Genomic DNA, 7,304 nt, shown 5'->3' with positions numbered 1-7,304 from the left:
CGGCGTGTTTGCCATCTGGCGCATCATCAACTCGCCCTTCGGCATGATCCTGAAATCGGTGCGCGAGAATGAAAACCGCGCCATATCGCTCGGCTACTCCGTCAATCGCTACAAGCTGGCCGCTTTCGTGATGTCGGCGGGCCTTGCCGGTCTGGCAGGCGGTCTGAAGGCGCTCGTCTTCCAGTTTGCAACGCTGACCGATGTCGGATGGCAGATGTCGGGTGAAGTGATCCTGATGACGCTGCTTGGCGGGATCGGCACGCTGATCGGGCCCATCGTCGGTGCAGCCTTCGTCGTCGCCTTGCAGAACTATCTCGCAACGTCCGACTTCCCCGTCACAATCGTCACCGGCATCATCTTCATGGCATGCGTCATCCTCTTCCGTAAAGGTATCGTCGGAGAGTTCTATGCCTGGCTGGAGCGGAGGAAATGAGCATGAGTGAAACCTTACCCATTTATCGCACAAGCGTTTCGCCGAGCTGGATAGACTATAACGGCCATATGGGGGACTATGCCTATGGTATCGTCTTTTCGGATGCCGCCACTGCCTATATGGACCGAATTGGCATTGATGCCGCCTATCGTGAGGCAAATAATGCCACGCTCTATACCCTTGATAGCCGTATCGGATATTTGAAAGAATGCCACGTCGATGAAACATTGAACGTGGAGCTGTCTGTCTTGAATGTCGATCACAAGCGTATGCATGTTTTTATGCGGATGCTGAATGGAGACGGGGAGGAAACGGCCTTCTGCGAGCAGGTTTTGATGCATGTCAGCCGAGCGTCGGGATCGCCGCGTTCAAGCAAAATGCCTGAGTTGGTACAGGAGAAGCTATTTGCCGATCTTGAACTGTCCAAAGCCACCATCAAGCCCGATTGGATCAATCGGCGGATCGGTTTGGAAAAGCATCGTAATTGAGCTACGCCAGCGGCTGCGGTGCATGCAGACTGCCCAAGCATCACACGGCGTATACCTTGGTATATGCCGTGTACCATAATGCACCTTGCAAAAACCATGCATTTTCGTAGCTCGCGAAAGGCGCATCTGGTAAAGAGATGCCGTCGGAGCAACAAGCTCCTTAACACAGGAAAACACAATGCCAAGCGACAGTAGTCGAAAGCTGTCGCCACTGGGGTTGTTCGACGAGAGCTAATCTCATGCTCTTGCCCGGACGCTCGCAGTGGCGCGTCATGAGGTAAGAGATGAATATTGCAGCCGCAATCGCAAATTTTGGCGCGCGCTTTGGTGTGCCTATGCATTCCATTAGCCGCAAAACCGCTCGCAGCAGCATAACCACTTATAGCCACGTGTTTGAAGCCGATGTGAACCGTGACGGAGCCATCCGGAAGGCTCCCCAACTGACAACGATCTGGTACGTCAATCCTGAAAACGGACGCGTGGAATGTCGCTGGACAACAGACCGCGAAGAGATTGCACACTATAGGTCGTTGCCGGTGTTGGAACGTTTCGGCCTGTTGCTTGCTGCCGGGCAGCAGAACCGAACGTCAACCTGGGTGCATTGATAAGCGAAATCATTCAAACAGTGAAATTAGACCATGGACGATGACCCCAGTAGGTCCGCTCGTTTATCCCCGGTAGCGCTAATCGGGCAGGCTTTTCACAATCTCGACAGGAAAACAAACCGGACGTCGCTTCGACGGTGCGGCATGGGTTGGCATATCCCTTAAGGGGGGCATGTCAGCGCTCGTGCCGGACGTGGCGGCATGAGGATAATGACATGAATGCCATATTGAAACAGCCCGTATCTGCCGCTGCCCGCAAGGACGACAGGAAACTGTCAATGCGTGCGGTGCGCGAGGCACAAAACAGCGTTGATACGACGCTCGCAAATTTCAGGACGACCATCAACGGCCTGACTGAGACTGAAGCGAAACACCGCCTGATCAAGGACGGACCCAATCATGTAGCACATGAAAAGCGTCCGCACGCGTTGGTACAGTTTCTGCTCGCCTTCAAAAACCCGTTTATCGCCGTGTTGGTAACGCTTGCGGCTATATCGTCCGTTACGGATATCATTCTTCCGCTGCGCAACGGCGAAGACCCGGAATATACCGGCGTGACGATTATCTTGACGATGGTGTTCCTCAGCGCATTGCTGCGTTTCTGGCAGGAATTCCGCTCCGGCAAAGCTGCGGAAGCGCTTAAGGCCATGGTGCGCACAACTGCAACAGTGTTGCGCCGTCAGGGAAGCGGAAACGCACAAGGTGTGGAAGCAAAACTGGTCGAAGTTCCCATGGCCGAACTCGTCGCAGGCGATATCGTCAAGCTTTCAGCTGGCGATATGATCCCTGCCGACGTGCGACTGCTTGAATCGCGTGATCTGTTCGTCAGTCAGGCGGCCCTGACGGGTGAAGCTCTACCGGTTGAAAAATATGACACGCTTGGCGCTGTTGCTCAAAAGTCTGCCGAGACTAAAGCAACCGTCGGTGATCAGATGGACATGCTTGATCTGCCGACTGTCTGCTTCATGGGCACAAATGTCGTCAGCGGCTCAGCGACTGCTGTTGTGGTCGCAACCGGCGCACGCACTTACTTTGGTTCGCTTGCGAAGGCGGTCGTGGGTTCGCGCGCAGAAACGGCCTTTGATCGGGGTGTTAACAGCGTGAGCTGGCTTCTGATCCGCTTCATGCTGGTAATGGTGCCGGTGGTCCTGCTGATCAACGGCTTTACCAAAGGGGACTGGCCTGACGCCTTCATGTTTGCGCTCGCTGTGGCGGTTGGTCTTACACCCGAAATGTTACCGATGATCGTTTCCTCGAACCTTGCCAAAGGTGCTGTCACAATGGCGCGCCGCAAAGTCGTGGTGAAGCGTCTGAATGCCATCCAGAATTTCGGGGCGATGGATGTGCTTTGTACAGACAAGACCGGCACATTGACTCAAGACAAGATCATCCTCGAACACCATCTTGATGTTAACGGCCAATGTGATCCAAGTGTATTGCGGTTGGCATGGCTCAACAGCTACCATCAGAGCGGCGTGAAGAACCTTATGGATCAGGCCGTTATTCGCTTTGCCGAAGACAGCCCCTCAAGCACTGCTTCAGCTCGGTTCTACAAAAAAGTGGATGAACTGCCGTTCGATTTCGTTCGTCGCCGCTTGTCGGTTGTGGTTGAAGGTTTTGGTGGCGAGCATCTGCTGGTCTGTAAAGGCGCAGTGGAAGAAATGCTGGCGATCTCAACCTCAATTCGCGACGGCGATGAAATCAAGCCGCTGGATGATGCGCGCCGTAAAGCGCTTGTCGAACTGGCACGCGATTACAATCGTGATGGTTTCCGTGTGCTGGTGGTCGCCACACGAGAGATCGATCCGTCTTCCACCGTGGCGCGCTATGATATCCCGGATGAGAAAGAGCTGGTGGTGCAAGGCTTCCTGACCTTCCTCGATCCGCCAAAGGAAACTGCACGTCCCGCAATTGCCGCCTTGGCCGAGCATGGCGTTGCCGTCAAAGTACTCACTGGGGACAATGATGTCGTCACCACAAAGATCTGCCGTGAAGTTGGACTGGAGCCGGGCACGCCAATTCTTGGTCGAGAAATCGAGAAGATGAACGACGAAAAATTGCGCGCGACGGTTGAGGAAGCCACAGTTTTTGCAAAGCTCACGCCATTGCAAAAATCACGGGTTCTCAAAGCGTTGCAGGCAAATGGTCATACGGTTGGGTTTCTTGGCGATGGTATCAACGATGCCCCAGCATTGCGCGATGCGGATGTGGGTATTTCGGTTGATAGTGGCACTGATATTGCGAAGGAATCTGCCGATATTATCCTTCTCGAAAAGAGTCTGATGGTGCTGGAAGAGGGTGTTATCAAAGGTCGTGAAACCTTTGGTAATATCATCAAATATCTGAATATGACCGCCAGCTCGAATTTCGGCAATGTGTTTTCGGTCCTTGTGGCGAGCGCTTTCATACCGTTCTTGCCGATGCTGGCAATTCATTTGCTGATCCAGAATCTGATGTACGACATTTCCCAGCTTTCCCTGCCATGGGATCGCATGGACAAAGAGTTTCTGGCAAAACCCCGGAAATGGGACGCCCGGAACATCGGTCGTTTCATGATTTGGGTAGGGCCGACGTCATCGATCTTCGACATCACGACTTTCGCGTTGATGTGGTATGTCTTTGCGGCGAACACGCCGGACATGCAGTCACTGTTCCAGTCGGGCTGGTTCATTGAGGGCCTGCTGTCGCAGACGCTTGTGGTGCATATGCTGCGCACGCAGAAAATACCGTTCATCCAAAGCACTGCCGCTTTGCCCGTGATGCTGATGACCGGTTTGATCATGACGCTTGGCATCTACATTCCATTCTCGCCGCTTGGAACTATGGTCGGCTTGCAACCGCTACCCTGGGCTTATTTCCCATGGCTGCTCGCAACGCTGTTCGCCTACTGTGTTGTCGCCCAAGGCATGAAGAGTTTCTACATTCGTCGCTTTGGTCAGTGGTTCTGATGTGACGCTGTCGGTGCCTCGCAGCGTCACATCGAAGGAAGTGGCCAGCAGCTATGCTGCTGGTCACTTTTTCATAGAAACGACTGTGTGGCTTGAACGCATGCCGGATCTTGCGAAGTATCATGGTAGATCAAACCAAAGGATTGGAGCTATAAGGTTCAAATGAAGCTTCAAACTTAACACCAGAGAGGAGCGCTAGATGCGAATGAAAGGCCTTCACCGCATGTCTCCGCAGGACATTGCGGCATCTCTGGTACTAGCGATTTTCTGCGCCGCCATTTTCGTATTCGACACAGTCACCGATTACGCGATAGCCGCCGCTGTTTTCTATACAGCTATCGTGCTGGTTTCGGCCAGATTGTTCTCGCACCGCACAGTGATTGGTGTCGCCGCTGGCTGCATCGTCTTGACTGTTGTAAGCTTCGGCCTGACGCGCTCGGGCTCTTATAATGTTGGTTTCATCAACACATTGATCAGCATTGTGGCCATCGCGTGCACAGCATATCTGGGCCTGAAACTGGTCGATGCGGAAGCAGAAGCCCACGAGACGCGGGAACGCTTGTTGCGACTTGCACGACTGACCACCCTTGGTCAGCTGACCGGCTCCATTACCCATGAAGTCAGCCAGCCACTGGTTGCAATCGAAACCAGTGCGGGCGCCGGCCACCGTTGGCTGTCACAAACTCCGCCAAACGTGGCGCGTGCTCTATCAACGTTTGAGCGGATATCTGCGGATTCTCATCGTGCGAGTGAAATCCTTGATCGTGTTCGCCGCTTGTCCAAAGGCGAAAAGCCAAAGATCGGGCGCTTTGATTTCAACATGGCCATCCGTGAAATGGCCGATCTGGCCGCAGCAGAGCTTCACCGGAATGGGATACGCCTTCAACTTGACTTGGCGAACGATCTACCGTCCGCTTGGGCAGATCGGGTGCAAATACAGCAGGTCATCGGCAACCTGATCCTCAATGCCATTGAAGCAATGGCGGGGACGGATAGGGACGATCGGTTTCTCCTGATAAAATCCCAGTTCGGCGTAAATGCCGGCTTGCGGTTTTCGATAGCTGATACGGGATCAGGTCTCACGAATGCAACGCGAGAACGCCTTTTCGATGCGTTCTGGACCACGAAAGACGGCGGCTTCGGGTTGGGGCTGACGATCAGCCGCACTATCATAGAGGCCAATGGTGGTCGTATCTGGACCGATGCCCAAGGTGCATTGGGTGCCGGGTCGAATGGCGTGACGTTTCTGCTGGAAGTGCCAGCGGTCAGGATGGGCGAGCAATGACGGCTACACACGAGAACGCAGCGGTCGTTTACATTATCGATGACGATCTCTCGGTTCGGCGCGCCTTGGAAGATTTATTTGCTTCCATCGATATGAAGGTGATCAGCTTTGAATCTGTGCGGAGTTTCCTTGATTTCGAACGCCAGTCCGGCCCGTCCTGCATGATACTTGATGTGCGAATGCCGGAGCAGACAGGTACGGATTTTTTCGCCCAGATGACAGGCCTCGGTATTCGTATTCCGGTTATCTTCATTACCGGTCACGGCGATATCACCATGGGCGTCAATGCCATCAGAAACGGGGCTGTTGATTTTCTGCCGAAACCATTTCGTGATCATGATCTGTTGGACGCTGTCTATCGGGCCATCGACGGCGATAAGAAACGTTTGCAGGACGAACAAGCGCGTTCTGAGATTCACGACCGTTGGATGAGCCTGACAGCGGGCGAACGTGATGTGTTCGCGCTCGTCGTGCAAGGTCTATTGAATAAGCAGATAGCCGCTCAACTCGAGGTGAAGGAAATCACCGTGAAGGTGCGTCGTGCGCATGTCATGCAGAAGATGCAGGCAGGATCGCTGGCCGATCTGGTGCGTATGTCCGCTCTGATGGAATCCTAGCAAGACGTAGTTCGCTACACACACAGAAAATGTGCTGTTTGTTACTGTAACAAACTTCATTTTCCGTGCGTTTAAGATACCTTTTTCGATATGAAATGGGGAAACTTGAGATGTCGATCTTCACGCGTACAGGTCTTGGACTGCTGTTGTCCTTCGTTTTGATGAATGGCGTTGCAGCGCAAGAGCATCAGTCGGTAAACGACGCCAATAATCCCCTGACACCGAAGATTACCGTCAACTTCCATAACTATTATGTGCCGGAAATATATGGATTATCCGGTCGGCGATCCAATCAGTTTCTCCTGCGTGGACTGGTGCCAGCGGAGATAGCCGGTTTGCCGCAATTGTTACGGTATACGCTACCCATCGCCACAGCGCCGGAGTTTCCCGACGGATATGTGACAGGATTGGGTGATCTGACGCTGATGGACATTTTCATTCTCCCCAAGCATGGAGACATCACATTCGGTGCGGGGCCGATATTGGTTATCCCAACCGCGACGGATGACGCACTTGGCAGCGGAAAATGGCAGGTCGGGGCGTCGGGCGTAATCGTCGCGCCGCAAAGTTGGGGTCTTTTGGGCGGCCTGGTGACCTATCAAACATCGTTCGCAGGGCATGGCGACCGAGAGAGGGTAAGCTTGGCAACCGTCGAGCCGATCATCAATTACAATCTGAAGGATGGCTGGTATCTTCGCTCGACAGCAACATGGAACTTCAATCTTGAGGACAATGAAGGGTATATTCCGGTCGGTTTTGGTATCGGTAAAGTTTTCGAGCTTGATAAAGGCATCACCATGAATGCGTTTATCGAGCCGCAATATACGGTTTGGCATCAAGGCGACGGCGCGCCGAAATGGCAGATATTTGCGGGCGTCAATTTTCAGTTTCCTGTTAAAAAATAATAGTGCCTCGTCGCGGCTTTTGT

Annotated in this window: 7 protein-coding genes; all 7 read left to right on the top strand. The window is 53.4% G+C overall.

Translation table 11 applies throughout. The annotated features are described in order from the left end of the window. Positions 1-433, top strand: a 433-nt coding sequence (locus tag D8666_RS11660) for a branched-chain amino acid ABC transporter permease (RefSeq protein WP_147437997.1), incomplete at its 5' end; no start/stop codon positions are given. Between the two features lie 2 nt (positions 434-435). After that, positions 436-921: a thioesterase family protein gene (locus D8666_RS11655; RefSeq protein ID WP_167836070.1), complete on the top strand. Its 486-nt coding sequence runs from the start codon at positions 436-438 to the stop codon at positions 919-921. 284 nt (positions 922-1,205) lie between these two features. Next, positions 1,206-1,526 carry a hypothetical protein gene (locus D8666_RS11650; protein ID WP_121538067.1) on the top strand — a complete coding sequence of 107 codons (321 nt, stop codon included), beginning with the start codon at positions 1,206-1,208 and terminating at the stop codon, positions 1,524-1,526. 215 nt (positions 1,527-1,741) lie between these two features. Further along, positions 1,742-4,474 carry a magnesium-translocating P-type ATPase gene (gene mgtA / locus D8666_RS11645; RefSeq protein WP_121538065.1) on the top strand — a complete coding sequence of 911 codons (2,733 nt, stop codon included), beginning with the start codon at positions 1,742-1,744 and terminating at the stop codon, positions 4,472-4,474. 199 nt (positions 4,475-4,673) lie between these two features. Next, the gene (locus D8666_RS11640; protein WP_121538063.1) at positions 4,674-5,759 is read left to right on the top strand and encodes a sensor histidine kinase; all 1,086 of its coding nucleotides are present in this window, start codon (positions 4,674-4,676) and stop codon (positions 5,757-5,759) included. Then, entirely contained in the window at positions 5,756-6,376 is a 621-nt protein-coding gene (locus D8666_RS11635; protein WP_121538061.1) for a response regulator transcription factor, read from the top strand. Before D8666_RS11640 ends, D8666_RS11635 begins: the two co-directional genes overlap by 4 nt. 110 nt (positions 6,377-6,486) lie before the next feature. After that, positions 6,487-7,281: a hypothetical protein gene (locus D8666_RS11630; RefSeq protein WP_121538059.1), complete on the top strand. Its 795-nt coding sequence runs from the start codon at positions 6,487-6,489 to the stop codon at positions 7,279-7,281. Positions 7,282-7,304: the final 23 nt, after the last annotated feature.

The sequence above is a fragment of the Ochrobactrum soli genome (assembly GCF_003664555.1).
In the GTDB taxonomy this organism is placed as follows: domain Bacteria; phylum Pseudomonadota; class Alphaproteobacteria; order Rhizobiales; family Rhizobiaceae; genus Brucella; species Brucella teleogrylli.
This window is presented reverse-complemented; position numbering and strand designations above follow the sequence as displayed.

Bases quoted from the DNA above. Each gene is read 5' to 3' on its own strand.
- D8666_RS11655 (WP_167836070.1), top strand. From the start codon at position 436: ATGAGTGAAACCTTACCCATTTATCGCACAAGCGTTTCGCCGAGCTGG.
- D8666_RS11650 (WP_121538067.1), top strand. From the start codon at position 1,206: ATGAATATTGCAGCCGCAATCGCAAATTTTGGCGCGCGCTTTGGTGTG.
- mgtA (WP_121538065.1), top strand. From the start codon at position 1,742: ATGAATGCCATATTGAAACAGCCCGTATCTGCCGCTGCCCGCAAGGAC.
- D8666_RS11640 (WP_121538063.1), top strand. From the start codon at position 4,674: ATGCGAATGAAAGGCCTTCACCGCATGTCTCCGCAGGACATTGCGGCA.
- D8666_RS11635 (WP_121538061.1), top strand. From the start codon at position 5,756: ATGACGGCTACACACGAGAACGCAGCGGTCGTTTACATTATCGATGAC.
- D8666_RS11630 (WP_121538059.1), top strand. From the start codon at position 6,487: ATGTCGATCTTCACGCGTACAGGTCTTGGACTGCTGTTGTCCTTCGTT.